Origin of the sequence: Caballeronia temeraria, from assembly GCF_001544795.2 — a bacterium.
Taxonomy (GTDB): domain Bacteria; phylum Pseudomonadota; class Gammaproteobacteria; order Burkholderiales; family Burkholderiaceae; genus Caballeronia; species Caballeronia temeraria.
The window spans coordinates 57,779-83,410 of sequence record NZ_FCOI02000015.1 but is presented as its reverse complement, the minus strand read 5'-3'; the positions used below and the strand labels follow the sequence as shown (position 1 = coordinate 83,410).

23 protein-coding genes and 1 tRNA gene are annotated in these 25,632 nt (G+C 63.7%); 12 read left to right on the top strand and 12 right to left on the bottom strand.

Annotated features, from left to right (window positions below):
* The first annotated feature begins 147 nt into the window (after positions 1-147).
* Together bamC and AWB76_RS21635 are read left to right on the top strand one after the other, a co-directional pair.
* Positions 148-1,290: an NlpB/DapX family lipoprotein gene (bamC, locus tag AWB76_RS21640; RefSeq protein WP_061162185.1), complete on the top strand. Its 1,143-nt coding sequence runs from the start codon at positions 148-150 to the stop codon at positions 1,288-1,290.
* A 4-nt stretch (positions 1,291-1,294) separates the two neighbouring features.
* Positions 1,295-2,068 (top strand): MBL fold metallo-hydrolase, encoded by a 774-nt coding sequence (locus tag AWB76_RS21635; RefSeq protein WP_061162184.1) that lies wholly within the window; start codon positions 1,295-1,297, stop codon positions 2,066-2,068.
* A 131-nt stretch (positions 2,069-2,199) separates the two neighbouring features.
* On the opposite strand, the gene AWB76_RS42200 is transcribed toward AWB76_RS21635, so the two are convergent.
* Both AWB76_RS42200 and AWB76_RS21625 read right to left on the bottom strand, forming a co-directional pair.
* Entirely contained in the window at positions 2,200-2,454 is a 255-nt protein-coding gene (locus AWB76_RS42200) for a hypothetical protein (protein WP_074168913.1), read from the bottom strand.
* Between the two features lie 268 nt (positions 2,455-2,722).
* Positions 2,723-3,961, bottom strand: coding sequence for a cupin domain-containing protein (locus AWB76_RS21625; RefSeq protein ID WP_061162182.1), 1,239 nt, complete (start codon positions 3,959-3,961; stop codon positions 2,723-2,725).
* 33 nt (positions 3,962-3,994) lie between these two features.
* Between AWB76_RS21625 and AWB76_RS21620 the strand changes: the two genes are divergently transcribed.
* A complete protein-coding gene (locus AWB76_RS21620; RefSeq protein WP_061162181.1) occupies positions 3,995-4,540 on the top strand; it encodes an FKBP-type peptidyl-prolyl cis-trans isomerase in 546 nt (181 codons plus the stop codon).
* A gap of 43 nt (positions 4,541-4,583) precedes the next feature.
* Here the strand turns inward: AWB76_RS21620 and AWB76_RS21615 are convergent, their stop codons facing one another.
* From AWB76_RS21615 to AWB76_RS21595, 5 genes are all read right to left on the bottom strand, one after another.
* Positions 4,584-5,924 (bottom strand): hypothetical protein, encoded by a 1,341-nt coding sequence (locus AWB76_RS21615; RefSeq protein ID WP_244173415.1) that lies wholly within the window; start codon positions 5,922-5,924, stop codon positions 4,584-4,586.
* The gene (gene mutS, locus AWB76_RS21610) at positions 5,887-8,592 is read right to left on the bottom strand and encodes a DNA mismatch repair protein MutS (RefSeq protein ID WP_061162179.1); all 2,706 of its coding nucleotides are present in this window, start codon (positions 8,590-8,592) and stop codon (positions 5,887-5,889) included. The genes AWB76_RS21615 and mutS overlap by 38 nt, the downstream gene beginning before the upstream one ends.
* Positions 8,593-8,814: 222 nt before the next feature.
* The gene (locus tag AWB76_RS21605; protein WP_061162281.1) at positions 8,815-9,183 is read right to left on the bottom strand and encodes an ElaB/YgaM/YqjD family protein; all 369 of its coding nucleotides are present in this window, start codon (positions 9,181-9,183) and stop codon (positions 8,815-8,817) included.
* Positions 9,184-9,381: 198 nt separating this feature from the next.
* Positions 9,382-10,680 (bottom strand): lysophospholipid transporter LplT, encoded by a 1,299-nt coding sequence (gene lplT, locus AWB76_RS21600; protein WP_061162178.1) that lies wholly within the window; start codon positions 10,678-10,680, stop codon positions 9,382-9,384.
* Between the two features lie 186 nt (positions 10,681-10,866).
* Entirely contained in the window at positions 10,867-11,670 is an 804-nt protein-coding gene (locus AWB76_RS21595; RefSeq protein ID WP_061162177.1) for an inositol monophosphatase family protein, read from the bottom strand.
* A 263-nt stretch (positions 11,671-11,933) separates the two neighbouring features.
* Between AWB76_RS21595 and AWB76_RS21590 the strand changes: the two genes are divergently transcribed.
* Together AWB76_RS21590 and cysE are read left to right on the top strand one after the other, a co-directional pair.
* Positions 11,934-12,704: an RNA methyltransferase gene (locus AWB76_RS21590; RefSeq protein WP_061162176.1), complete on the top strand. Its 771-nt coding sequence runs from the start codon at positions 11,934-11,936 to the stop codon at positions 12,702-12,704.
* A gap of 128 nt (positions 12,705-12,832) precedes the next feature.
* Positions 12,833-13,633: a serine O-acetyltransferase gene (cysE, locus tag AWB76_RS21585; RefSeq protein WP_061162175.1), complete on the top strand. Its 801-nt coding sequence runs from the start codon at positions 12,833-12,835 to the stop codon at positions 13,631-13,633.
* Here the strand turns inward: cysE and AWB76_RS21580 are convergent.
* The 4 genes from AWB76_RS21580 to AWB76_RS21565 form a co-directional block, all read right to left on the bottom strand.
* Positions 13,630-14,433, bottom strand: coding sequence for a UDP-2,3-diacylglucosamine diphosphatase (locus AWB76_RS21580; RefSeq protein ID WP_061162174.1), 804 nt, complete (start codon positions 14,431-14,433; stop codon positions 13,630-13,632). The genes cysE and AWB76_RS21580 overlap by 4 nt on opposite strands.
* Before the next feature lie 11 nt (positions 14,434-14,444).
* A complete protein-coding gene (locus AWB76_RS21575; RefSeq protein WP_061162173.1) occupies positions 14,445-14,936 on the bottom strand; it encodes a peptidylprolyl isomerase in 492 nt (163 codons plus the stop codon).
* Between the two features lie 72 nt (positions 14,937-15,008).
* On the bottom strand, positions 15,009-15,590 hold the full coding sequence (locus tag AWB76_RS21570) for a peptidylprolyl isomerase (RefSeq protein WP_061162172.1): 582 nt from the start codon (positions 15,588-15,590) through the stop codon (positions 15,009-15,011).
* Between the two features lie 53 nt (positions 15,591-15,643).
* A complete protein-coding gene (locus AWB76_RS21565; RefSeq protein WP_167357775.1) occupies positions 15,644-16,321 on the bottom strand; it encodes a tetratricopeptide repeat protein in 678 nt (225 codons plus the stop codon).
* Between the two features lie 561 nt (positions 16,322-16,882).
* Here AWB76_RS21565 and cysS point away from each other — a divergent pair.
* The 7 genes from cysS (at position 16,883) to AWB76_RS21530 (ending at position 24,715) form a co-directional block, all read left to right on the top strand.
* A complete protein-coding gene (gene cysS, locus AWB76_RS21560) occupies positions 16,883-18,280 on the top strand; it encodes a cysteine--tRNA ligase (RefSeq protein ID WP_061162170.1) in 1,398 nt (465 codons plus the stop codon).
* 47 nt (positions 18,281-18,327) lie between these two features.
* Positions 18,328-19,374 (top strand): endonuclease III domain-containing protein, encoded by a 1,047-nt coding sequence (locus AWB76_RS21555; RefSeq protein WP_061162169.1) that lies wholly within the window; start codon positions 18,328-18,330, stop codon positions 19,372-19,374.
* 118 nt (positions 19,375-19,492) lie between these two features.
* Positions 19,493-20,464, top strand: a complete 972-nt coding sequence (locus tag AWB76_RS21550) for an acetyl-CoA carboxylase carboxyltransferase subunit alpha (protein WP_061162280.1) — start codon at positions 19,493-19,495, stop codon at positions 20,462-20,464.
* A 37-nt stretch (positions 20,465-20,501) separates the two neighbouring features.
* The gene (gene tilS, locus AWB76_RS21545; protein WP_061162168.1) at positions 20,502-21,929 is read left to right on the top strand and encodes a tRNA lysidine(34) synthetase TilS; all 1,428 of its coding nucleotides are present in this window, start codon (positions 20,502-20,504) and stop codon (positions 21,927-21,929) included.
* Between the two features lie 324 nt (positions 21,930-22,253).
* A complete protein-coding gene (locus AWB76_RS21540; protein WP_061162167.1) occupies positions 22,254-23,504 on the top strand; it encodes an aspartate kinase in 1,251 nt (416 codons plus the stop codon).
* 179 nt (positions 23,505-23,683) lie between these two features.
* A tRNA-Ser gene (locus AWB76_RS21535) sits at positions 23,684-23,776 on the top strand.
* A gap of 387 nt (positions 23,777-24,163) precedes the next feature.
* Positions 24,164-24,715 (top strand): porin family protein, encoded by a 552-nt coding sequence (locus AWB76_RS21530; RefSeq protein WP_061162166.1) that lies wholly within the window; start codon positions 24,164-24,166, stop codon positions 24,713-24,715.
* 51 nt (positions 24,716-24,766) lie between these two features.
* Here AWB76_RS21530 and loiP read toward each other — a convergent pair whose 3' ends face one another.
* Positions 24,767-25,525 carry a metalloprotease LoiP gene (gene loiP, locus AWB76_RS21525; RefSeq protein ID WP_061162165.1) on the bottom strand — a complete coding sequence of 253 codons (759 nt, stop codon included), beginning with the start codon at positions 25,523-25,525 and terminating at the stop codon, positions 24,767-24,769.
* Between the last annotated feature and the right edge of the window lie 107 nt (positions 25,526-25,632).

The window sequence follows — 25,632 nt, the reverse complement described above, 5'->3', positions numbered from 1 at the left end:
AAGTCCGCGCCGCCGCAAGTGATCGAAATGAACCACACCTTCAGTCATCAACCGCCGCTCATTGGCCTCGACATTGGCCTCGCTGAGCCGCTCGGCTAGAGCGGGATCGGCGCGAGGCAATGCGCATCAGCAGCAAAGAAGGACCTCATGAAACGTTCCGCTCTTCTTACTCATGCCAAGCGCCTGAGCGTGCTGTCGCTCGGCGCCGGCGCGATTTTCGCGCTCGCGGGTTGCGACACGCTCAACGACTGGCTCGCGCCCGATCGCGTCAACTACAAGGCTGCTGAAACCGCGCCCTCGCTTGCCGTTCCGTCCGATCTCACCACGGCCGACATCAGCCAGCGCTATGCCGCGCCGCCTAAGGTCAACGCGCTCGGCGGCGCCGCCGAACGCGCGGTCACGCCGGCCGGCAACGCAACCCTCGGTGTGCCGAACGCGCAGGATCCGTTCGGCATGCACATCGAAAGCGACGGCGATCACCGCTGGCTCGTCGTCGACGGCCGCTCGCCGGACCAGATCTGGGGCCCGCTGAAGGAGTTCTGGGAAGAGAACGGCTTCACGCTCAAGACCGATGCCCCGCAGACCGGCATCATGGCGACGGACTGGGCCGAAAATCGCGCGAACATTCCGAACGACTGGTTCCGCAACAGCGTGGGCAAGCTGCTCGACTTCGCCTATTCGTCGGGCACGCGCGACATGTTCCGCACGCAAGTCGACCGCGCATCGGATGGCTCGACCGATATCTCCGTCACGCACAGCGCGATGGAGGAAGTGCTGACGGGGCAGGACAAGACATCGTCGCGCTGGGAAGCACGTCCGCGCAATCCGCAGCTCGAAGCCGCGGTGCTCACGCGGCTGATGCAGAAGTTCGGCCTGACGGAAAAGCAGTCGCAACAGTTGATGGCGCAGGCGCGCCCGATTGGCGCGAAGGTCGCGGTGGATCAGGCCGCGGGCGGCTCCACGCTCGATCTGGCCGAGCCGTTCGATCGCGCCTGGCTGCGCGTGGGCCTCGCGCTCGATCGCACCAACTTCACGGTCGATAATCGCGATCGCGACAAGGGCATCTACTACGTGCATTTTTCGGACTCCATGGCGGAGCTGAAGAAGGACGGTCTCTTCGGCAAGTTATTTTCGAGCAACACGCCGAAGCCGACGCGCCAGTTCCTCGTCAACGTGAAGCCGAAGGCCGACTCGCTGACGCAAGTCGGCGTCGTCGATGCGAATGGCCAGCCGGACACGTCGTCCGATGCGCAGCGCATCGTCTCGTTGCTGCATGCTCAGTTGAACTAGCATTGTGAGATTCGCGAGTCTCGGCAGCGGCAGCGAGGGCAATGCATTGCTCGTCGAGGCATCGAGTGGCACGACCACGACGCGCGTGCTGCTCGACTGCGGGTTCTCCGGCAAGGAGATCGAGCGCCGTCTCGCGCGGCTGAATTGCCGTGCCGAAGATCTCGATGCCATCGTCATCACGCATGAGCACACGGACCATATCGGCAGCGCGTTGACGCTCGCTCGCCGATGGTCCATTCCGCTGCACATGAGCTGGGGCACGGCACGGGCGATTGGCGCCGATGAAGCCAACATCGAACTCAACGTGCTGTGGGGCGATGAAAGCGTCGCTATTGGCGATCTGAGCGTGCTGCCTTACACGGTGCCGCACGATGCCCGCGAGCCCCTGCAATACGTCTTCTCAGACGGCGCATGCCGCCTTGGCGTGCTGACGGATGTAGGCGTGTCGACGCCGCATATCACGAGCGTGCTGAGCGGCTGTGACGCGCTCGTGCTCGAATCCAACCACGACGTAGAGATGCTCGCCGCGAGCCGCTATCCGCCTTCGCTGAAGGCGCGCATCGGCGGGACGCACGGACACCTGAATAACGAGGCGGCGGCGGCCATTCTCGCGTCGCTGGACCGTTCCAGGTTGCGCCATCTCGTAGCCGCGCATCTCAGCCAGCAAAACAATCTGCCGCATCTGGCGCAGACGGCGCTTGCGTCCGTGCTGGGCGCGTGCGCGGTGGATGTCGTCGTCGCAACGCAGGCGGAAGGCTTCGACTGGCTCACGCTCTGAATCACGCGATAGCTAGCTGGAGCGTAGAACCCAGCAAACGAATACAGGCAAGCAGATACAAAAAAACCGGCCCAAGAGCCGGTTTTTTCGTTCGCAGGCCGCCTTGGGCGGCCCGCTGCGTGACGCTGGCCTTACTGGCTTGCGCCCGATGCCGGAGCGGCAGCCGAAGCGGCAGCGTCCGAAGCTGCGCCAGCAGCCGAAGCTGCATCGCTTGCAGCGGCCGAAGCGCTCGATGCAGCAGCGTTTGCGTCCGAAGCAGCAGCAGCCGGAGCCGAAGCAGCCGACGTATCGCTTGCAGCGCTCGGAGCAGCCGTTTCGCTAGACTTGTTGCATGCAGCCAGAGCAACAGCAGCCAACAGGGATGCTACGAGGAGGGATTTCTTCATGATCACGTCCTTTTATGGTTAAAGGTAAGCAACAGCGCAAAGTACCGGTAATGTGTGCTCCAACACCGACCTGGGCCGCTGTGGAGACTCACAATTCTTTTTTATGTGAGACTTCCTACGGCTTGGCCGGAAATTATAGGCACTTTCGTAACGACCGTCGATAAATCAGGGGACGATACGTTGTCTTTCTCATACAAATTTTCATATTGCGGAACAGCAAAATTCTAGCATCCGCAGCACGCCTGGAAGTCTCTAAAAGGCAAGCCTGTCAAGGCAAAGCGCCCATCAAAATCCAGCCCGCACGATACCATTCGTGCAGCAGCGCTGTCATTGACGATTCGTCTGTAAGTGTTACAAAGCGTTTCGCCTCCAAGGACCGAGTATCGGCCAATTCAGGGAGCCACTTTTTCAGTTTCGCCGACAACACTTCCGCTTCGCCATTTACAAAATATGACCTCGCGTCATAGAGCAAAATAGTCTTTCTATCTAGCCTGACGCCCGTCTTTTTCGCGCGCTCCACAAATTTTTGCTCATTCAGCGCGCGTTCAGGCGCGTCGAATACGACATTGGCTTTCGGCTCGCTCAAATAGGTGCCCAGGAATGCGGCGACGTCCTTTTCGCTCCAGTTGACGTTCGCAAGGATCGCGCCAACACGTTCGACCAGAAGCGCCGGCAGCGCCGCCGGGTTCGTCACCGGCTCCTGCGCCGGATCGCGATAGCGCGCGTTGCCGCGAGCGCCATCGGGCCCATCGCCGGCGCGCTCGGCGAGATGATAGAGGAACTGCGCCGTGAGCTCGTGCGAGGAGGGCGCACGAAAGCCGATCGACGCCGTCATGCATTCGCCTTCCGCGATGCCGTCATGCGCGATATGCGGCGGCAGATAAAGCATGTCGCCCGGCTCCAGAACCCATTCTTCTTCGGGCTCGAAGTTCTGTAAAACTTTCAACGGCAGTCCGGGTTTTAGCGAAAGATCGCGCTGCGCGCCGATACGCCAGCGCCGCTTGCCATGAATCTGAAGCAGAAACACGTCATAGGAGTCGAAGTGCGGTCCGACACCGCCGCCGTCGGTTGCATAGGAGATCATCAGATCGTCGAGACGCGCATCCGGAATGAAGCGGAACCGGTTCATCAGCGCGTGCGCGCGGTCGTCGTGCAGGTTCACGCCTTGCACGAGCAGGCTCCACTCGCGTTTTTTGATCGACGGCAATTCGTCGGGCGCGAACGGGCCGTGCTCCAGATCCCACGCATTGCGGAAGTGCGTGATGAGCCGGGATTCGACGTCGTCGAGATCGGCGAGCTCGAACAGTTCGTCGCGTGCGAGCGGCGCCACGATATCGGGAATCGCCCGCCGGATCAGAAGCGGCTTCTTCTGCCAGTATCGCCGCATGAACTGCCGCGGCGTGCGGTTGCCCAACAGCGGTGTGAGTTCATCCGGCAGAGGCGCGCGGGCATGCTCGGGAAGGCCGGAAACGGGGGATGGAGTTGCGTGAGAGGGCCGCTTGGGCATCGTATAATCGAGGCTTGTATCTTGGAGGATCCAATGAAAATTGCGAAAGACACCGTCGTTTCGGTCGCTTACAAGCTATCGGATGCGCAAGGCAATCTGATTGAGGAGAGCGACGAGCCGATGGTCTATCTGCACGGCGGCTATGATGGCACGTTCCCCAAGATCGAGGAAGCGCTCGACGGTCACGAGGCGGGCTACGAAACGCTCATTCAGCTCGAGCCGCAGGATGCATTCGGTGAATACGATCCCGAACTCGTGAAGGTCGAGGAGCGCAGCCGCTTTCCCGAGCCGCTCGAAGTCGGCATGCAGTTCGAGGGCACGCCCGAAGACGGCGACGACGACATCGACTCGCTGATCTACACCGTGACCGATGTCGCGGAAGACAAAGTCGTGCTCGACGGCAATCATCCGCTCGCGGGCATGGCGCTGCGTTTCGCGCTCTCCGTCCAGGAAGTGCGCACGGCGACGGACGACGAAATCCAGCATCAACACGCGCATGGCGCGGACGGTTTGCATGTGGTCGATGAAGACGACGATGACGACGAACCCCGCAAGGACTCCGGTCCGACGCTGCACTGAGCGCGTCGGCCGATGAAAAAAGCGCAGCTACGGCTGCGCTTTTTTATTGCCCGTTCGCCGAGCCGATGCCGCTTTGCACGCCAGATGCGGGCACGGGATAGATGGGCGGCAAGGACTGCGGCGGCGTGAGGATCGGCGGCAGATCGGACGCCGGCAGCGGCATCGACGGCGGCGCGGGCAACGCCTCGGGCAGATCGTTGCGCAGCAGGGCGGGAGAGGCGGGCAACGCGGGCTGAGGCGTTGGATACGGCGCAGGATAAGACGCAGCGGGCGCCTCGGATTGCGGCGCGACCGGCTCATGCGTGCGGGTGTCCTTGACATCGCGCAGACGCAGACGAAACGGCGGATGCCATTGCGCATCGCTTTGCACTTCGAGCCATTGCGAATGCGGTTTCTTGAACGCGATCGCCACGCGCGTGAGATTCGTGACGATCAAGCCCTTGTCGTTGCGCAATGGCTGGTCGATGTGAAAGCCGTTGGGCTCGGGCGTGTCCGTTGCGTGAATCACGAGGACCGGCCCGCGAAAGATCTCCGCCGCCTTCACGAGGCTGCGTTTCAGTTCGAGAAAACCATCGCGCGGCTGGTTCGAATGCGAGAAGCGCAGCCACGCGAAGCGCTCGCGCCGCTCGTAGCGCGAAAAGTCCGGGTCGCCCTGCATCAGGATGACGAGCGCGCGCATCTCGGTACGCCGCGCCGTTTCCGCCGCGTGTTCGAGCCAGAAAGTCGTCGCGACGGCGCGATCCTCGAACTCGCCGTTGCGCCCGCCCGCGGTCAGATAGTGATTGTTCGGACTCGACACGTTCAGCCCGATGAACGCGATGCCCTGTGCCTGCCAGCGCACGATCTCGCGAAACGTGCGAAAGCGCGCGACATCGCTTTCGCGCGAGAGCATGAGCGGGCTTTGTCCGAGCGAGCTGGCATCGGCGAAGAAGAGCTGACGCACGAAGTCGAGACGCTCGACCGGATCGTAACCGCCCGCATGCGCGAGGCCGCAGTCGGCCCAGTCGTGCTGGCCCAGCAGCAGCACGAGCGGCGTGCGCGATGCGTCCAGCAGGTCGTGCCGCGACTGATAGACGCTGTCGCGGCATGGCTCGGCGCCGTCCTTCAGATTGCCGTCGTACACGATGAACGCCATACCGCTGTCGCGCCCGATCGCGTCGAGCATGCGGCGCACGGGCGCTTCGTCGGCGGGGCGGGAGAGGGCGTCGGAGAGCACGGCGAAGCCGAGCGGCACGTTGCCTTCGGCGTGCGCCTGCGCGATCGCGCCGCACGCGAGCGCGACGGCGATCGTCAGGGCGCGGGTCAGGCGTGCCGCGGCGGCACGCTCGACGCGCGGCGCGGCGCGCTCAACGCAAGGCATCCGGCGGACGCTTCGCCAGTTCATGCAGTTCGTAGAGCAGATCGAGCGCATCGCGCGGACGCAGATCGTTCGGGTCGAGCGCGCGCAGCTTTTCCATCGCCGGATGCTCGGGCGCTTCGGCTTTTTCGTCGTGAAGCGGTGCATCGTCTTCATACGGCGCGTACGGCTGGCTCGCGAAGAGATCGAATTGCGCGGCCGGCTGGCTGACGGACTGCTGCTCCAGATGCACGAGATGCTTGCGCGCCGCGCGGATCACCGCGGCAGGCACGCCGGCGAGTTGCGCGACCTGCAGGCCGTAGCTCTGATTGGCCGGTCCTTCACTCACGGCGTGCAGGAACACGATGCCGTGATCGTGCTCCACCGCCGACAAATGCACGTTCGCCGCCTGCGCGAACTCCGCGGGCAACTGCGTGAGCTCGAAGTAGTGCGTTGCGAAAAGCGTATAGCAGCCGTTGTGCGTGAGCAGATGCCGCGCGATGGCCCATGCGAGCGCGAGGCCGTCGAAGGTCGAGGTGCCGCGTCCGATCTCGTCCATCAGAACGAGGCTCGATGCGCTCGCGTCGTTGAGAATGGCCGCCGCTTCGGTCATCTCGACCATGAAGGTCGAGCGGCCGCCCGCGAGATCGTCGGCGGCGCCGATGCGCGTGAAGATGCGATCGAGCGCGCCGAACCGCGCGCGTTTCGCGGGCACATAACTGCCGACGTGCGCCATCAGCGCGATGAGCGCGGTCTGACGCATGAAGGTCGATTTACCGCCCATGTTCGGGCCGGTGATGAGCAGAAGCTTGCGGTCCTGGCTGAGACAGCAGTCATTGGCGATGAACTGCTCGACCTGCGCCTCGACGACCGGATGCCGTCCCTGTTCGATATCGATGCCCGCATCGGCCGTGAACTCCGGCGCGACCCAGTCGAGCGCGCGGGCGCGTTCGGCGAAGGCGCACAGCAGATCGAGCTCGGCGAGCGCGCTGGCGACGCGCTGGCAATCCGCGATGAAGGGCAGCAGGTTCTGCAGCAGCGCGTCGTAGAGCGCGCGTTCGCGGGCCAGCGCCCGTTCCTGCGCGGAAAGCGCCTTGTCTTCGAACGTCTTCAGTTCCGGCGTGATGTAGCGCTCGGCGTTCTTGAGCGTCTGACGGCGCCGATAATCATCGGGCACCTTGTCCGTCTGCCCCCGCGTGACTTCGATATAGAAGCCATGCACCTTGTTGTACTCGACGCGCAGATTCGCGATGCCCGTGCGCGTGCGCTCGCGTGTTTCGAGGTCGATCAGGAACTGGTCGCAGTTCTCCGAAATATCGCGCAATTCATCGAGATCGGGATCGTAGCCGCGCGCGATCACGCCGCCGTCGCGGATCAGCGCGGCGGGCTCCGTCGCAATCGCGTTCGTCAGCAGATCGAGACACTCGTGCGGCGGCTCCAGCGCCGCATCGATACGCCCGAGCGCCGGCGCATGCGCGGCCACGCCGGCGACGAGCGCGCGCAGATCGGGCAGCGCGGCGAAGGTGTCGCGCAGGCTCGACAGATCGCGCGGCCGCGCCGACAGCAACGCGAGCCGGCCCGTAATCCGTTCGATGTCCGATATCTTGCGCAGCGCGCCGCGCAGCGTGTCGAGGCCGCCGCTCGTGGGCGCGTCGAGCAGTGCGCCGATGCCCTGCTGGCGCGCCTGAGCGATCGACGCATCGCGCGGCGGATGATGCAGCCAGTGGCGCAAGAGGCGGCTGCCCATCGTCGTGCAGCAGGTATCGAGCAGCGAAAACAGCGTGGGCGATTCGGTGCCGCGCAGCGTCTCGGTGAGTTCGAGATTGCGCCGCGTAGCCGGGTCCAGCCCGATGTATTCCGATTCGTATTCGACCTTCAGGCTGCGCACGTGGCGCAACTGCTGGCCCTGCGTGGCCGCGGCGTAGAGCAGCAGCGCGCCGGCCGCGCCGCACGCGCAGGTGAGCGTCTGCGCGCCGAAGCCGTCGAGGCTCGCGACATCGAGTTGCTCGCGCAAACGCTGCGTGCCCGAGCCGACATCGAAGTGCCATGCCGGCACGCGCGTGGTCGCGCCGGGGTTCGTCACACCGAGCGATGCCTGCACGTCGGTGATTGAATCGGCGATGAGCGTTTCCGCCGGACGAATGCGCTCGAGCGCCGTGCTGACCTGATTCGGCGCGACTTCCGCGAGGCGCAGCGCGCCGCTCGCGAGATTGAGCCACGCAAGGCCGACGCTCGTCACCACGCCGCGACGGTTGTGCGCGGGGCACAGCGCCAGCAGATAGACATCGCTTTTGTCGGAAAGCAGGGCGGCGTCGGTCAGCGTGCCGGGCGTCACGACGCGCACGACCTTGCGCTCGACCGGCCCTTTCGATGTCGCCGGATCGCCGATCTGCTCACAAATCGCCACCGATTCGCCCAGCTTCACGAGCTTCGCGAGATATTGCTCGCACGCGTGATGCGGAACGCCCGCCATCTTGATCGGATTGCCGCCCGATGCGCCGCGCTGCGTGAGCGTCAGATCGAGCAGACGCGCGGCTTTCTCGGCGTCGTCGAAGAAAAGCTCGTAAAAATCGCCCATGCGATAGAAAACGAGCGTGCCGGGATGTTCCGCCTTGATGCGCAAATACTGCTGCATCATCGGCGTGTGCTGCGACAGGTCCGCGAGCGGGGCGGCGGTGTCAGTGGAAGTGTCGGGAGTTGCCGTTTGATTGCCCATCTTGCGTGCTGTGAAGGCCAGAATGACTAAACGGCCGGGCGCGACGTGCGCCGGCCGTTAATCGACCGATAGGGCATGAGTTTAACCTGTCGTGGGATGACGGCGGAGTCGGCCGAATGGCCGATGCCGTGTTACGAGCCGATGGAAATCGCGCGAACGAACGCTGCCGCCGGCACGAACGCGCTCGTGCCGGCGGCAGCCGTTAAAAGGCGTCTGGACGCGTTACGCGCGCCCGGCCAGGAAACCGACGAGCAGGGCGAGGCCCGCCACCGCGCCGAGCGTGTGCCAGGGCTTGTCATGCACGAAGTCGTCGGCGTAACCGGCTGCATCGTTCAGCCTGCCGGACAGCACGGTGCCCGCGCCGTTCATCTGCGAACGCGCGGTCTTGAGTCTCGATTGCAGCTCCTTGCGCAGCTTGTCCGCGTCGATGTCCTTCGCGCCGGAAATCGAGCTTTCCAGGTCGTCGAGCAGGCTGCGCAACTGGCTGCTGGCCGAATCGACCGCGTCGCTCGCACCGCGCACCGCGCGCTGGCCGAGGTCGGCTGCGCCATCGATCCTGCTATCGAGCGTCGAACGTGTGAACAATCCCATTTCCATGCTCCTTTATTGACGTTGCCGAGGAATGAATATCGCCGGGTCCGGCCCGCGATACGCCACGCGACGCGCGCGGAAAACCGCCGCGCGCCGCTTGAAGCGTTACGACCCGACCCCGCCGCCCGCGTTCCCTCCCTTGAGTTCGTCGTGAGGCGGCGCCGGGGTATGAACCCAGAATACACCGTGGAGCAAGCTTCATTCCTCGACGAGCGCACCGAGATCCGTTTGGCGTTCGTTTTGCGCGTGGCGGCGCATCGCGAGCGCCATCATCAGGCACACGAAAAGCCCGAACACGACGATGATCCACTGCACCGGCACCTTGCTCGTCAGGAGCAGCGCGTAGGCGCCGAGCATCGCCAGCACGGCGAGATTCTGGTTGAAGTTCTGCACCGCGATGGAATGTCCGGCGGACAAGAGCGTCGCGCCGCGATGCTGCAGGATCGCGTTCATCGGCACGATGAAAAAGCCCGACAGACCGCCGAGCGCGATCATCAGCGGATAGGCCATCAGGATGTACGCGGGCGCGAAGAGCGGACCGATATGCACGCCCGCGCCGGCCGGGAAGAGGTCCTTGTTGTAGAAGGCCATCGCGACCGAGACCGCGCCGATCAGCACGCCCACCGGCAGCACTTTCAGCGACTGGCGCAGCATGATCCACGCGGACGCGGCCGCGGCGCCGAACGCGATGCCCACGCCCGTCACGCCTTGCAGCACGGCGGCTTTCGAGAGCGAGAGGCCGAGGTTCGCGTCGGCCCATTTGAGCACGAGCAATTGCAGCGTGACGGCCGCGCCCCAGAGCAGCGTCGTGACCCACAGCGCGATCTGCGCGAGCTTGTCCTTCCACAGCACCTTGAACGAGTGCGAGAAATCGTGGATGAGCTTCGTCGGATGATTCAGCACGACGGGATAGCGCGCGCCGGTATCCGGAATGAACACGTTGATGACCGCCGCCGACGCATAAATGACCATCACGGCGAAAAGCGCGGCGTGCGCGGCGGTGCTCACGAACGGCAGATGCGCATGCGCGACCCAGTTGCCGATGACCTGGCTCACGAGCGCGCCGCCGATCACGGTGCCGAGAATCGTCGAGCCGACGGTCGCGGATTCGAGCCACGCGTTCGCCGCGATCAGCTTCTGCGGCGGCAGGAGTTCGGTGAGAATGCCGTATTTCGCGGGCGAGTAGGCCGCCGCGCCGAGGCCGACGACGCCATACGCGATCATCGGATGGACGCCCGCGATCATCATCGCGCAGCCGGCTGCCTTGAGCGCGTTCGAGATGAACATGACGTGGCGCTTCTGGATGGCATCGGCGAATGCGCCGACGAACGGCGCCAGCACTACATACGAAATCGTGAAAAAGATCTGCAAGAGCGGCGTGACCCACGGCGCCGAATGCACGACGGCGAGCATGGCGATCGCGGCGATCAGGAGCGCATTGTCGGCGAGCGACGAGACGAATTGCGCGGCGATGATCGTGTAGAAGCCTTTCTTCATGAGCGGGCTGGATGGGTGGCGCGGCGCAGGAGCAGAAGGCGGGGAAAGCGCGCATCGCCCTGACCGGAACGCGGGCAAAGCTTGCACTGTAACGGAGCCCTGCATTCATTGCAGAGCAGGCGGCGCGCCCGGAGCGCGAAGGGAGGAAAAACAAACGGGGCGCAAAACGCGCCCCGTCGATGCCGCTTATTCGCCGGTCAGGCGCGTGCGCGAGTACATGTCGAGAATCTTGATCATCTGCGCGTACACCTTCGGATTCGCGGCGACGATCTCGTTCCTGAACAGGAAATCCGATTCGCCGGTGTAGTTGCCGACGAGCCCGCCCGCTTCGGTCACGATCAGGCTGCCCGCCGCCACGTCCCACGGATGGATGCCTTGCTCGAAGAAGCCGTCGAGACGCCCGGCCGCGACGTTCGCGAGATCGAGCGCCGCCGCGCCCGGACGGCGCAGGCCCGCGCACGACAGCGTCATTTCGCTGAAAAGGCGCATGTAGCCGTTCAGACCTTGCCCGTCGCGGAACGGAAAGCCGGTGCCGATCAGCGCATCCGACAGACGATCGAGCTTGCCGACGCGGATGCGCCGCTCGTTCAGATACGCGCCGCGGCCGCGCGATGCGGTGAAGAGGTCGTTGCGCGTCGGATCGTAGATGACGGCCTGCTGCACGACGCCTTTGTGCGCGAGCGCGATCGACACGCAATAGTACGGAAAGCCGTGGATGAAGTTGGTGGTGCCGTCGAGCGGATCGATGATCCACTGGAACTCCGACTCGCGATCCGTCGCGCCGGATTCTTCGGCGAGGATGGAGTGGTCGGGATAGGCGGTGTGCAGCGTCTCGATGATCGCGGCTTCGGACGCCTTGTCGACTTCCGTCACGAAGTCGTTGTGCTGTTTCTTGCTGACCTGGAGGCGATCCAGATCGAGAGAGGCGCGATTGATGATCTGTCCGGCGCGGCGCGCGGCCTTGACAGCGATATTGAGCATCGGATGCATGAGCGAAATCCTCTGACCGCCCGACAGCTTCGTGTGGACGGAAAAGTTGGCGACAACGACTATGTCGACGAAAGACGAATTGAATAAGAGCGAGGCGTTCGCGCGAAGGTTCGACCTGGTGCACCAAACCCGTTCGCGGCGCGCGCGAAGGCGCCATTTTACCCGAAAGTGGCCGCGCGGTTTCGTCAGTTGGGCAAAGCGCGTTAACATATCGGGCTGGCACTTTTTTCAACTGCAGCACGAACTTCAGCACGAACCGCGCCTTGGAACCCAACGAACTTTCCGCGCCCGCCGGCGGCTTCACGTCCACGCGCTTCATCCTCGTCGAGCCGAGTCATCCGGGCAATGTCGGCGCGGCCGCCCGCGCGCTCAAGACGATGGGCTTCGCGCGCCTCGTCCTCGTCGCGCCGCGCGTCGCCGACGTCAAGAACGAGCCCGAAGCCATCGCGATGGCCTCCGGCGCCGACGACGTGCTCGCGTCCGCCCATGTCGTCGACACGCTCGCCGATGCGCTCGTCGGGGTGCGCTGGTCCGTCGCGCTGACCGCGCGCATGCGCGAATACGGCCCGCCGCAGATGCCGCCGCGCGCGCTCGCCGAACGCGCACACGAATTTGTGCGCCACGGCGATATCGCGCTCGTGTTCGGCAACGAGCGCACCGGGCTGTCCAACGCGGACGTCGAGCGCTGCAGCGCGCTCGCGCATATTCCGGCCAATCCCGCCTACAGCTCGCTCAATCTCGCGCAGGCCGTCCAGGTGCTCGCGTACGAATTGCGGGTCGCGTTCCAGACGCCCGTGAGTCCGCTCGCCGTCGTGGAATCGGCGGGGCAGGGCGCATCGAGCGATGAAATCGAAGGCATGTACGCGCATCTCGAAGAAGCGCTCGTCGCGCTCGATTTCCTCGATCCGGCCAATCCGAAGAAACTGATGTCGCGCGTGCGGCGGATGTTCGCGCGTTCGGGACTCGAGCCCGAAGAAGTGAATATCCTGCGCGGCATCGCGAAGCACATTCTGCTGCGATCGAAAAAAGACTGACCGCGCCGTCATCGGGGGCATCGGGCAGACTCGCCGCGCTCGTCCTACAATCGGCGAAAGCGGCGCTCGCCGTATAAGCTTTGCGCGATCCGTGCAAAGCGCTCGTCCCCCCTTTCAGAGACATCGCCATGTTCGAACGACTCCGCGAAGACATCGCTGCCATCCGCGAGCGCGATCCCGCCGCCCGCAGCGCCTGGGAAGTCGTCACCTGTTATCCCGGGCTGCACGCGATCGTGCTGCATCGCGTGGCGAACGCGTGCTGGCGCGCGCAGTGGCGCTGGCTCGCGCGCTTCGTTTCGCAGGTCGCGCGTTTTCTCACGGGCATCGAAATTCATCCGGGAGCGACCCTCGGGCGGCGCGTGTTCATCGATCACGGCATGGGCGTCGTGATCGGCGAGACGGCGGAAATCGGCGATGACTGCACCATTTATCAGGGCGTCACGCTCGGCGGCACGTCGCTCACGCGCGGCGCGAAGCGGCATCCGACGCTCGGGCGCGGCGTGATCGTCGGCGCGGGCGCGAAGGTGCTCGGCGGCTTCACGGTCGGCGCGGACGCGAAGATCGGCTCGAATGCGGTGGTCGTGAAGCCGGTTCCGGCGGGCGGCACGGCGGTAGGCAATCCGGCGCGCATCGTGATGCCGGCCGTCGAGAAAAAGAAATCTGATGAACCCGCGAAGAGCGGCTTCTGCGCCTACGGCATCACGCCGAACGCGGACGATCCCGTGTCGCTCGCGATCCACGGCCTGATCGATCACGCATCGACGCAGACGCAGCGCATCGACGACATCGTCGCGGCGCTCGAGCGGCTCGGCGCGCGCGTGGAAGCGCTCAATGCCGTCGATGGCGCGGCGCTCGTCGATCTCAAACGTCTATGCACGTCGATGGACGGCAAAGCCACGGAAGAGCGCGCCGCATCGATGGAGCGTTAAAGCGGCAGCGGGCGCACGCCTTCTTCGTCGACGCGCAGATAGCCGCCGCGCGGCGGGTCCGCGTCCAGTTCCCAGTCGGGCAGGACCCAGCGCACGCCTGCGACTTCACGATGCATCGCCGGACGATGCGTGTGGCCGTGAATCAGCGTATTCGTGCGGCTGTTGATGAAGAGTTCGGCGACCGCTTTCTTCGTGACGTCGTATTTCGCCTTGACGCCGGTGCTCACGCGCGCGCCTTCGCTTTTCGTGCGCATGCGCTGGCCGATACCGAGGCGCGTCTGAAACGGCAGCGCGAGAAAGAGCCGCTGCGCGAGCGCATTGCGCGCGACGGCGCGAAAGCGCTGATAGGCGTGATCGGCGGTGCAGAGGCCGTCGCCATGCGCGAGCACGATGCGCTTGCCGAACGCGGTGATCACGAACGGATCGGGCAGCGGCATCGCGCCCGCATCCTTCATGAAGCGCTTGCCCAGCAGGAAGTCGCGATTGCCGTGCATCACATAGAGACCGATGCCGCGCTCCGAGAGCGTATGCATGAGCCGCGTCATGCGGCGCGCGAAGTTGGCGCGCGCGTCGGTCAGGGGACCATCGAGAATGTCGTCGCCGATCCAGAACTCGAACAGGTCGCCAAGAATGAAGACGGAGTCCGCGTCGCTTGCCGTGACCTCGATGAAATGCTCGAAGGCGGCGACCGTTTTCGGGATCGCTTCGGAGAGGTGCAGATCGCCAATGAAAAACAGCGGGCGCGCGTCTTTCGCTGCGCCCGCTGCTTCGCGATCGAATGAAGTGCTCGTATCGATCATGCAATGACCGATCAGACCACGACGGCCTTCTCGATCACCACGTCGTCGACCGGCACGTCCTGATGGAAGCCCTTCGAGCCGGTCTTGACCTTCTTGATCTTCTCGACCACGTCCATGCCTTCGACGACCTTGCCGAACACGGTGTAGCCCCAGCCTTGCGGCGTCGGCGACGAGTGGTTCAGAAAGTCGTTGTCCTTCACGTTGATGAAGAACTGCGCGGTCGCCGAATGCGGATCGTTGGTGCGCGCCATCGCGATCGAGCCGTTCTCGTTCTTGAGGCCATTATTGGCTTCGTTGTCGATCGGCGCGTCGGTCGGCTTTTGCTTCATGCCCGGCTCGAAGCCGCCGCCCTGGATCATGAAGCCGTCGATCACGCGGTGGAACACGGTGTTGTCGTAATGACCCTTCTTCACATAGTTGAGGAAGTTCTCGACGGACTTCGGCGCCTTCTCGGCGTCCAGTTCCAGTTTGATGATGCCGTGGTTCGTATGCAGTTCGACCATGATGATGTTTTCTCCGTTGTGTTTGATTGAGCGCTGGCGCGAGGCGCGCCAGATCAGCGACAGGCGCTTGAGTTACTGCGAGACCACGGTTGCCGACTCGATGACGGCCGGCTTTTGCGGCACGTCCTGCATCGGGCCGCGCGTGGTGGTCGGGCTGCCTTCGATCTTCTTCACGACGTCCATGCCCGCGACGACCTTGCCGAACACGGCGTAGCCGTTGCCGTCGGGGTTCGGATAGTCGAGACCCGCATTATCGACCGTATTGATGAAGAACTGCGCGGTGGCCGAGTTCGGGTCGCTCGTGCGCGCCATCGCGAGCGTGCCCGTCATGTTCTTCAGACCGTTCTTGCTTTCCAGCGGGATCGGCGCGCGCGTCGGCTTCTCGGCGAAGCTCGTGCTGTAGCCGCCGCCCTGGATCATGAAGCCCGGAATCACGCGATGAAAGATCGTGCCGCTGTATTGACCGGACTTCACGTAGTCGAGAAAGTTCGCGACCGTCTTGGGCGCCTTCTCCGGATAAAGCTCGACCTTGATGTCGCCTTGCGTGGTCTTGAAGAGCACGGTGGGGTGCGCGGCCTGCGCATTCGGCTGGGCGAACGACGGTGCGCTCGCGATCAGGGCAGCGCTCGACAGCGCCAACATCAACAATTTCATGAAGGATCGATCCTCGTGTGGTGAATGCAATCGGTCGCCCGCAGGGCGCGTGCTTACGGCTGCGCTTGTGGCGCGACGTAAGGCGTGGTCGGCAGCGGGCTGGTCGGGCCGCCGAACGGCGAGTAGTCGTCGGGGCCGGGCATTGTCGTCGAAGGAGTGCCGGACGCCGGCGCCCATTCGTCGGCGCCCGTGCGCGGCGCCGTTGCCGCGCCTGCGCCCGATGCGCCGAGGTCCGCGCCCGCGCGCTTCTTCGGCGGCGTGTAGATGTTCTGGATCGCCGCGATGCGCTGGCTCGTGAGCGCACTCTTCGAGCCGAGCGATTGCGCGCGCTTGTACGACTCGCTCGCGAGACGCAGATAAAGATCGCCGAGGTTCTCGTAGGCGAGCGCGTAGCCCGGGTTCGCCTTGACCGCGGTTTCGAGCGCGACGCGCGCGTCCTCGTAGCGGCCTTTCTTCGCATAGAGCGCGGCGAGATTGTTGTACGGCTCCGGCAGCTCCGGATAGGCCTGCGTGAGTTCGGTGAAGGCGGCGATGGCATCGTTGTCGCGATTCAGGCGCGCGAGCACGGTGCCGCGCTTGAACTTTGCCTGCACGTCACGCGGATTGCTCGCGATGCGCGCATCGAGTTGTGTGAGCGCGGCGTTCCAGTCCTTGCTCGCGATGGCCGTATCGATCTGCGGCGTGTCGTCGCGCGTGGCGGGCGAGGTCTGCGCGAGCGCCGCGCCGGACATGCCGGCGCATGCGGCGAAGCCGAGCGCCGCGATGACGAGCGTACGGGAAACGAGCCGGCAAGAGAGTTGCAGAGGCGTGCGCGCTTTGCGATGAGTCACTTGGAATCGAGTCAATGAATGATGCAGCGAAAGAAGCCACGAAAGCGGCGAATGGGAAGGCGAGCGCCCGAATACATGCATGCGCGCTAGCACCCGAAAACGAGCAGAAACGCCCGATGCGGCATGCGGTCCGGCAAGGCTTTCAGCCCGGCCCGGAGCGCGGCTTGCAATGCCCGCCGCGCGGCCGCTTCGAGATTTCATAGGCTCAAGTCCCGGTGTTATACTCCGACCCATTCTAACAAAAGGTCTGCACGTCCCGCGCACGTGTCTCGCGCCTGGTTCTCCGGGCGAGCATCCCGCGCCGGCGCCGGACTGTCTTTCGCCACTCGTGGCCGTCTCCGTCCTGGTCGCATGACCGTCGTGTTCGCGCTCGCGTGTGGGTCTCTTTTTGCTCCCGCATGCATCGTCCACGCCGCCTGCTGCCCGGTCCACGGTTGATTCCGGCCCATGCTTCGCCCTTCTATGAACTCGCTGCGCATCTACAACACGCTCGCGCGTGACAAGCAAACCTTCACGCCGCTTCGCGCCGGAGAGGTGCGCATGTATGTCTGCGGAATCACCGTGTACGACTACTGTCACGTGGGACACGCGCGCATGTTCGTAGTGTTCGATATCGTGCAACGATGGCTGCGCGCGCTCGGCTACAAGGTGACTTACGTCCGCAACATCACGGACATCGATGACAAGATCATTCGTCGCGCGGTGGAGAACAACGAAACCATCAAGTCGCTCACGCATCGTTTCATCGCGGCGATGTATGAAGACATGGATGCGCTCGGCGTCGAGCGTGCGGACATCGAGCCGCGCGCGACCGAGTTCGTGCCGCAGATGCTCGGCATGATCGATGCGTTGCACGCCAACGGTTACGCGTATCAGGCCAAAGACGGCGACGTGAATTACTCGGTGCGCAAGTTCGCCGACTACGGCAAGCTGTCGGGCAAGTCGATCGAAGACTTGCGCGCGGGCGAGCGCGTCGCGGCCAACGACGCCAAGGAAGATCCGCTCGACTTCGTGCTGTGGAAACAATCGAAGGCGGGCGAGCCGGAAGACACGGGCTGGGACTCGAAGTGGGGCCGCGGGCGCCCGGGCTGGCACATCGAATGTTCCGCCATGGGCTGCACCTTGCTCGGCGAACAGTTCGACATCCACGGCGGCGGCATGGATCTCCAGTTCCCGCATCACGAGAACGAGATCGCGCAGAGCGAAGGCGCAACCGGCAAGCAGTTCGTGAACTACTGGATGCACAACGGCTTCGTGCAGATCGACAGTGAAAAGATGTCGAAGTCGCTCGGCAACTTCTTCACGATCCGTGAAGTCCTTGAAAAATTTGATGCCGAAGTCGTGCGCTTTTTTATTGCGCGGGCACACTATCGGTCGCCGCTGAATTACAGCGATGTGCATATCGACGACGCGAAGAACGCGTTGACGCGCCTATATACGGCGTTGAAGGATGTCGAGCCGGACAATCAGCAACTTGACTGGAACGAAGCGAACGCGCAGCGTTTCCAGTCTGCGATGAACGACGACTTCAACACGCCGGTGGCCGTGTCGGTGTTGTTCGATCTCGCGAGCGAAGTGAACCGTACGCGCGATGCCGCGCTCGCTCGCCAGCTCAAGGGTCTCGCGGGCGTGCTCGGTCTGCTCGGGCGCGAACCGCGTGCATTCCTGCAGCAGGCGAGCGGCGCGGGTTCGGAGCACGGGCTCTCGCCGCAGGAGATCGAAGCGAAGATCGCCGAGCGCATCGCCGCGAAGCAGGCGAAGAACTATGCCGAAGCAGACCGGATCCGGGCTGAATTGCTCGAAGCCGGTATTGCTCTTGAAGACAAACCGGGTGGGTCGACCGAATGGCGCCGCGTTTGAGCGCGGCCCTTCAAACCCTCTGATCGACTCACCAGGCAGGAGGCAAGATGGCAACGGCCAGGAAGACGCCGGTCAAGCGACCCGCGTCTGTCAGCGATGCGTCGGGCGCTACGGAGCGCACGCGCAGCGCGCACACGAAAGCGAACACGCAGAACATCGATGGCGCAGGTGCAACGATCGGACGCAAGACCGCGGTCAAGCGTGGCGGCGTCGCGGCGAAGCCGACGCGCAGCGCCGCGCTCAAGGCGACGAAGCCCGAGACGGCCGCGCGCCTGAACGGCGCTGCGCGCGCATCGAAGGCGGGCACCGAAGAAGCGGAAGCGTCGCCCGTGAAGGGCAACGGCCGCGCTGTCGGCGGCGATGCCGCGAATGCGCAGGCGCTCGTCGCGGAGCGCGGTGAAGTCGTGCGCAAGTCGCGCGTGGTGACATCGGACGCCGCGGTGCCGGTGCAGATCGGCGGGCTTACGCGCGAAGTCACGCGTCCCGATTACTGGGATCGCGCGTGCGCGGATCTCATGAGGCGCGACCGCATCCTCAAGAAGCTGATTCCGAAGTTCGGCGAGATTCATCTCGTCAATCTCGGCGATCCCTTCTCCACGCTCGCGCGCTCCGTTGCCGGTCAGCAGATTTCGGTGAAGGCGGCGCAGGCAATCTGGGAGCGCGTGAAAAGCGCATGTCCGGAAGTCCATCCCGCGCATTTCATCAAGCTCGGCCACGAGAAGCTACAGGCGTGCGGTTTGTCGAAACGCAAGGCCGAGTACATTCTCGATCTCGCGCAGCATTTCGAATCAGGCGCGCTGCATGTCGATGCATGGACGTCGATGGACGACGAAGCCGTGATCGCCGAGTTGACGCAGATTCGCGGCATCGGCCGATGGACGGCGGAGATGTTCCTCATCTTCAATCTGTCGCGCCCGGACGTGTTGCCGCTCGACGATCTCGGCCTGATTCAGGCGATCAGCGTGAACTACTTCAGCGGCGAGCCGGTGACGCGCAGCGAGGCGCGCGAGGTGGCGGCGAACTGGGAGCCGTGGCGCACGGTGGCGACCTGGTATATGTGGCGCAGTCTCAATCCGATTCCGGCGGATCACTAAACTACACACGAGCAAGCGGGCGCTATCGTTGCTTTATAATCGATAGTTCGCGCGCGAATTTTTGAGGGACGGACGCGGTTAGAATACGCGCTGCCCGATGTTCCTAGGACTCGAACATATGAAGACCACGTTTCTGGATTTCGAGCAGCCGATCGCTGAACTCGAAGCGAAGATCGAAGAACTCCGCTTCGTTCAGGACGATTCCGCTGTCGATATTTCGGAAGAAATCGATCGGCTGTCGAAGAAGAGCCAGCAGCTCACGAAGGATCTCTACGCGAATCTGTCGCCGTGGCAGGTGTCGCAGATTGCGCGTCACCCGCAGCGTCCGTACACGCTCGACTACGTGAGCGAGCTTTTCACCGATTTCCACGAATTGCATGGCGACCGCGCATACGCCGACGACCTCGCGATCGTCGGCGGCTTCGCGCGCTTCAATGGCCAGCCGTGCATGGTGATCGGCCATCAGAAGGGCCGCGACACGAAGGAACGCGCGCTGCGCAACTTCGGCATGCCGCGCCCGGAAGGCTATCGCAAGGCCGAGCGTCTGATGCGCACCGCCGAGAAGTTCGCGCTGCCCATTTTCACGTTCGTCGATACGCCGGGCGCGTATCCGGGCATCGGCGCGGAAGAGCGCGGGCAGTCGGAAGCCATCGGCCGCAATCTGTATGTGATGGCCGAGCTCAAGACGCCGATCATCACGACGATCATCGGCGAAGGCGGCTCGGGCGGCGCGCTCGCGATCGCCGTCGCGGACACCGTGATGATGCTGCAGTTCTCCACGTACTCGGTCATTTCGCCGGAAGGCTGCGCGTCGATCCTGTGGAAGAGCGCGGCGAAGGCGCCGGAAGCGGCCGAAGCGCTCGGCCTCACGGCGCATCGGTTGAAGGCGCTGGGTCTCATCGACAAGATCGTGAACGAGCCGCTCGGCGGCGCGCATCGAGACGCGAAGGGCATGGCCGCGCTTCTGCGCCGCGCACTCGCCGATTCGCTGCGCCAGTTCCAGGGCATGAGCGTCAACGACTTGCGCGAACGCCGCTTCGAAAAGCTGATGGCTTACGGCAAGTTCAAGGAATCGCTGCCGGGCGCGTAATCCGGCATCTTCGTCATCTCATCCATCACGAATTCTCGTGACATTCGACAACGAAACTCCCGCCGGCCGCCTCGTCTTCGAGGCGGTGCGCGCGGCGGTTTTGGGTGCGGATCTTCCCCCGGCTTCACTGCTTGCGGTCGCCCTGAGCGGCGGACTCGACTCGACCGCGCTGCTCGACGCGGCCGTGTGTTGCTTCGGCGCGCAACGGGTCGTCGCGCTGCACATTCATCACGGTCTGAGCCCGAACGCGAACGCGTGGGCGGCGCATTGCGAGCGCTTCGCGGCGTCGCTCGATGTGCGTTTCGACGCGCGTCATGTCGATGTGACCCGCGCGGGCGGCGAAAGTCTCGAAGCGGCGGCGCGCGACGCACGTTATCGCGCGCTCGACGAACTCTGCGACGCGCACGGCGCGGCGGCACTCCTGATTGCGCATCACGCTGACGATCAAGCGGAAACCGTGCTGCTGCAACTGCTGCGCGGCGCGGGCGTCGCAGGCCTCGCGGCGATGGCGCCGCAGCGCGCGGATGGCGCGGTGCCGCGTCTGCGTCCGCTGTTGCGTTTGCTGCGCGCGCAACTCGAGCAATACGCACACGAGCGCGATCTGAGCTGGATCGACGACGAATCCAACGCCGACACGCGCTATTCGCGCAACGCGCTGCGCCACGACGTGCTGCCGATGCTCGCGGTCCACTTTCCCGGTTTTCGCGATGCGCTCGCGCGAACGGCATCGCATGCCGCGTCGGCGCAGCGGCTGCTGGATCAGCTCGCGCGCATCGATCTCGAACACGCCCAAAGCGCGGATGAAGCGGGCGCGCTCATGCTCGACGCGGTCCTCGCACTCGACGACGAACGCGCGATCAACCTCATGCGTTTCTGGATTCGCTCGCGCGGTTTGCTGGCGGCATCGACGGCGCGTATCGCCGATATGCTGCGCCAGCTACGCGATGCCGCCGCCGCGCGCGATGGCCACGCGCTGCGCGTCGATCATGCGGGACATAGCCTGCGCGTCTATCGCAATCTGCTGTTCTGGGAACCGGGCGATAGCGCCTATGCACCCGATCTCGACGAAGGCGCGCTCGCGCCCAAAGCCGCGACGGAACTGCGATGGCAGGGCGAAGAAGTCTGGCGTCTGCCGCAATGGCGCGGCTCGTTCGTGTTCGAACCGGCCGATTCTTCCGCCGATGACGTCGTCGGGGAGGGCGTCTTGCGCGCCGCGCCGCTCGTCGCGCGTTCGCGGGCGGGTGGCGAGCGCATGCGTGTCGCGGCCGAAGCGCCGGGCCGCACGCTCAAGAACCTGTTTCAGGAGCGCGGCGTGCCGGCATGGAAGCGCGATGTGCCGCTGCTTTTCATCGGCGAAGCGTTGCTGTTCGTGCCGCATGTGGGCGTGAATCGCGAAGCCGCGCCGAGCGCCGCGCGCGGTCCGCTGCGCCGCATTTCATGGCGGCCGGATCTCCTGCTCGCCTAGGATGTTTCCGGCGACCGTGGTGCCGAAGCCGGTAAAATCGGCGTCACGGGCGTTCCATCTTGTAATTTCGGCCTCGATCGGGTACGGTAACTCGTTTCGCCCAAGCGCGTTTTTGCGCGGCATCTCCGTTCAAAAGACTCGATTTCGCCCGCAACGACGCATCCGCGCGCCGTGTCATTACATCCTGCGAGCGCGAAGGGCGTGCGGCAGCGCCCGCGTATCGTCGCCGGCTTCGACATCCCCTGAAGCGATCGAGCACGAGTCTCGAGCGTTCTCGCGCCAAAGCGCGTGAAGCGCGGTTTTCTCTCCAGTTCAAGAACGACAATGGCACTCATCGTACACAAATACGGCGGCACTTCGATGGGCTCGGTCGAGCGCATCAAGAACGTCGCCAAGCGCGTCGCCAAATGGCACAAGGCTGGCCACAAGATGGTCGTCGTGCCTTCGGCAATGTCCGGCGAAACCAATCGCCTGCTCGGTCTCGCGAGAGACATCAAGGCCGATCCGGACCCGCGTGAACTCGACATGATTGCCTCCACCGGCGAGCAGGTGAGCGTGGGGCTGCTTGCCATCGCGCTGCATGCCGAAGGCCTCGACGCCGTGAGTTATGCCGGCTGGCAAGTCCCGATCAAGACCGACAGCGCGTTCACGAAGGCGCGCATCAGCGAGATCGACGGCGAACGCGTCCTGAAGGATCTCGACGCAGGCAAGGTGGTCGTGATCACGGGCTTCCAGGGCGTCGATCCGGAAGGCCATATCGCGACGCTCGGACGCGGCGGCTCGGACACGTCGGCGGTCGCCATCGCTGCGGCGATGAAGGCCGACGAGTGCCTGATCTACACCGACGTCGACGGCGTCTACACGACCGATCCGCGCGTGGTGGAAGAAGCGCGCCGGCTGGACCGCGTGACCTTCGAGGAAATGCTGGAAATGGCGAGCCTCGGCTCGAAAGTGCTGCAGATCCGCTCGGTGGAGTTCGCGGGCAAGTATCAGGTGAAGACGCGCGTGCTCTCCAGCCTGACCGATCCGCTGATGCCGCTCGCCGACGAGATGCACTCCGGCACCCTGATTACTTTTGAAGAAGACGAGAACATGGAAAAAGCAGTGATTTCTGGCATCGCGTTCCAGCGCGACGAAGCGCGCATCGCGGTCATGGGCGTGCCCGACAAGCCGGGCGTCGCGTATCAGATTCTCGGGCCGGTCGCCGATGCGAACATCGACATCGACATGATCATCCAGAACCAGAGCGTGAACGGCAAGACCGATTTCACGTTCACGGTCGGCCGCGGCGATTACCAGCGCGCGCTCGAAATCCTGAACAACCAGGTGAAAGGGCACGTGCAGGCGGAAACCGTGCTGGGCGACCCGAAGGTGTCGAAGGTGTCGGTGGTGGGTGTCGGCATGCGCTCGCACGTGGGCATCGCGAGCACGATGTTCCGCACGCTGTCGGAAGAGGGCATCAACATCCAGATGATCTCGACTTCGGAAATCAAGATTTCGGTGCTGATCGACGAGAAGTACACCGAGCTCGCCGTACGGGCGCTGCACAAGGCATTCGAGCTGGATCGCGGCTGATTGTCTGTATGACATGCGTGTGACGGCTCGCGGGCCGTTGCACCATTGCGGTTTGCGGCACACGGCGATCCAGAATGGATTGGTTGGTAAAAAATCGTCATGCGAATTTGACCCCGGCCCGCGAACACGCTATTATCTCGATCTCGTTGCGCTGCACTCCCGGTGCAACGAAAAGTTTGGGAGACGTGGCCGAGAGGTCGAAGGCACTCCCCTGCTAAGGGAGCATCTGGCTAAAAACTGGATCGAGGGTTCGAATCCCTCCGTCTCCGCCAGTAGTAGTGGAAAGGCCCCGCAAGGTTAAAAACTTGCGGGGCTTTTTCTTTTTGTTTTTCTTTTTCGCTTCGACTTTGCGTGTCGGCACGCTCACAAGAGAGCTAGGTCGACCCGTGGCACGCAGTCCGTTGCTTCGTCCTCCTTCAAAACATTGCGATTCATTGCGATCGAACAAAGCTTGCCGTTCGGACGCGGTTGTGGGACGAAAAGCAACGTTTCTTTAGGAGATTTCCGCTTTCGAAGCGGCTGGTAGCTCACTAACCTCACGTGTTGCTTGCCGAAAGGCAAGCATGGCGTAACGCAACGCAAGCGTTCGTTGTCCGGATGCTGCCCGAATGCGCTGATGCCGTCGGGCAACACACCTTTCACGGTTCATCAGGTTAGTCATGGCAGGTATCAAAAAACTCATTGCTCCGGCGCTCTTGTCGCTGGTTTGCGCGACGCAGGCCCATTCGGAAGCGATCGATCCGGCGCTCCTCAAATTGATGGGTGTCGACGGCCCGCATAGCCAGTTCGCCGGCCCCTATGTCGGCGCGAAGCTCGGTTTGAACTGGTCGGAGAGCACGGGTCAGAATCCGCGCTCCACGCACATGACGTTCTTCCCGGGCCTCGTGGCCGGCGTCAATTACGATGTCGACCGTTTCGTGGTCGGCTTCGAAGGCTTCATGGATTTCCACGGCGGCTCGACGACCAAGAAAGACGGCGGTATCGACGTGAAATTCGGTATGCCGGTCAACACGGACATCATGCCGTACGCGCGCATCGGCTTTACGGGCACGTGGCCGGATACGCGTCTGCACTACGGCGCGGGCGTCGAATACAAGTTCGCGAAAAACTGGAGCGTCGCAGCGGAATATACCCGTGACAGCGCGAGCTACCAGGACGGTCATCGCCGTAATGACAGCCTGACCGCCGGCGTGCATTACTACTTCTTCTGATCGTCCCGCGATCGAAGCGCGAGCGTTCGCCGCTCGCGCTTTTTTACGTCCTTACTTTCCCGAAGCAATCCGATCCTGGATATGCTTCGCGCGCGCCGGCGACGCCGGATGCGAACTCAGCATGCTCGACTGTCCGCCGTCGATGTTCGCGAGTTTCTGAAACGCCGTCACGAGACCTTTCGGGTCATAGCCTTTCTTCTTCTGCGAATCGAACGAGTAATCGTCGGCGGCCGTTTCCTGCGATTGCGAGAACTGCGCGTTGACGAACTTCTCCGACAGATCGCCGAGTTGCGAAGCCGACAAGCTGCCGACGACGCCACCCGCCGACGACGCCACCGTGCGCGCCGCCGAGGTCGCGTAGGCGACCTGCATCGCCTTCTTGGTGTGACCGAGCGCGACGTGGCCCATCTCATGGCCGACGACGCCACGCACTTCATCGTCGTTCATCAGGTCCATGAGGCCGCTATAGACGCGCACGCAGCCGTTCGCCATCGCCCACGCGTTGACGTCCTTCGTCACATAGACCTTGTAATTGACGGGCACGCCGTTGATGTTGTCGCCGAGCTGCTTCGAAATCTTGTTCAGGCGCTGCGTGTACGGGCTGTTCGCCGGCGCGATCTTGTTTTCCTTGTCGAGCTCCGCGCACGATTTGTCGGACAGTGTGCGGACATCGGAATCGCTGAGCGAGAGCGCCTGAGTGGCCAGTTGCCCGGATTGCATCAGTTGCGATGGATCCATGCTGCCCATGCTGCTGCACGACGCGAGCGTGACCACGGCGGATGCCGCCAATGTGATGCGGAAGAACGTCATATTTTTACCTTTTGATTGTCATTGTGGTGGTCGATGCGCAAAAGCACCGACGCCGCGAAATGCTAATGACAGTCGACAAGTAAGCTATTCGAAAATTCCGATTTTGC